This is a genomic window from Mycobacterium sp. 4D054, assembly GCF_052245755.1.
Classification (GTDB): Bacteria; Actinomycetota; Actinomycetes; order Mycobacteriales; family Mycobacteriaceae; genus Mycobacterium.
This window is the reverse complement of sequence record NZ_JBQQCF010000141.1, coordinates 1-1,245: the sequence shown is the minus strand read 5'-3', so window position 1 is coordinate 1,245 and position 1,245 is coordinate 1. Positions and strand designations below refer to the sequence as shown.

The 1,245-nt window shown below is 68.0% G+C and carries 1 protein-coding gene; it reads right to left on the bottom strand.

Translation table 11 applies throughout. The features are described from left to right. The coding region (locus ACTWP6_RS30280; protein ID WP_443189635.1) for a CoA-acylating methylmalonate-semialdehyde dehydrogenase at positions 1–1,245 on the bottom strand (1,245 nt) is incomplete at both ends.

Genomic DNA, 1,245 nt, shown 5'->3' with positions numbered 1-1,245 from the left:
GCCGTCGGTGCCGTGGGCGTGGCTGTCGCCGAACAGGGAGGCTTTCCAGCCGCCGAAGCTGTAGTAGGCCATGGGAACGGGGATGGGCACGTTGATGCCGACCATGCCGACCTCGACCTCGTTTTGGAAGCGTCGGGCCGCGCCGCCGTCGTTGGTGAAGATCGCGGTGCCGTTGCCGTAGGGGTTGGTGTTGATCAGGTCCAGGGCCTGGTCGTAGGTGTCCACCCGCACGACCGACAGGACGGGGCCGAAGATCTCGTCGGTGTAGACGCTCATGTCGGCGGTGACGTTGTCGAGCAGGGTGGGGCCCAGCCAGAACCCGTCCTGATCACCGTCGGCCTGGACGGTGCGGCCGTCGACGACGACCTTGGCGCCGGCGGCTTCGCCGGCGTCGATGTAGGAGGCGACCTTGTCGCGGTGGGCCTTGGTGACCAGCGGACCCATGTCGGTGTTGCGGGTGCCGTCGCCGATCTTGAGCCCGGTGGTGCGTTCGGTGATCTTGGCGACCAGGTCGTCGGCGATGGGGCCGACGGCCACGCAGGCGGAGATGGCCATGCAGCGTTCGCCGGCGGAGCCGAAGCCGGCGTTGACCATCGCGTCGGCGGCCAAATCCAGGTCGGCGTCGGGCAGGATCACGGCGTGGTTTTTGGCTCCGCCCAGGGCCTGGACGCGCTTGCCGGCGGCGGTGCCGGTGGCGTAGACGTACTGGGCGATCGGGGTGGACCCGACAAAGCTCACGGATTTGATCTTGGGGTTGGTGAGCAGTTCGTCGACGGCGGTCTTGTCGCCTTGGAGGACGTTGAACACCCCGGCGGGCAGGCCGGCTTGTTTCCACAGCTCGGCCAGCCACAGCGCGGCGCTGGGGTCTTTCTCGCTGGGTTTGAGGACCACGGTGTTGCCGGTGGCGATGGCGATCGGGAAGAACCACATCGGGACCATGGCGGGGAAGTTGAACGGAGAGATGATCGCGACCGGGCCCAGGGGCTGGCGGATGGAGTGCACGTCGACGTTGGTCGAGGCGTTCTCGGTGTAGCCGCCCTTGAGCAGGTGGGGGATGCCGCAGGCGAACTCGACGACCTCCTGGCCGCGGCTGACCTCGCCGAGGGCGTCGGAGACGACCTTGCCGTGCTCGGCGGTGATGATCTCGGCCAGTTCACCCTTGCGCTCGTTGAGCAGCTCCCGGAAGGCGAACAGCACCTGGGTGCGTTTGGCCAGCGAGGTGTCCCGCCAGGCCGGGAACGCGGC